Below are 252 nucleotides of genomic sequence, written 5' to 3' on the forward strand. Positions count from 1 at the left end.
GCTTGTCGATTGATGATATCCAGGTCACGAAGCTCAATGAATCGTTTGAGCGCGGGACCTATGAAGCGACGAGCTTCGGACCGGGAGCAGGGATCATAACGAATGATCCTCAGAAAGTCATAACGGGCCAATATTCGGCCTATGCAGAGGCAGCGTCAAGCCAATATTGGCAAGAATTTAGTGTTTCGGATCCCAGCAAAATGCAGCTGGAAAAAAACACGACCTATACCGTATCGTTTAAGCACAAGGCGG

General features: G+C 48.8%; 1 protein-coding gene. It reads left to right on the forward strand.

What is annotated here, in order from left to right:
• Nucleotides 1-252: hypothetical protein (locus tag LRL21_RS45365; protein WP_240422267.1), on the forward strand; the 252-nt coding region annotated here is incomplete at both ends.

It is taken from the genome of Paenibacillus periandrae, from assembly GCF_022458865.1.
Lineage (GTDB): Bacteria > Bacillota > Bacilli > Paenibacillales > NBRC-103111 > Paenibacillus_S > Paenibacillus_S periandrae.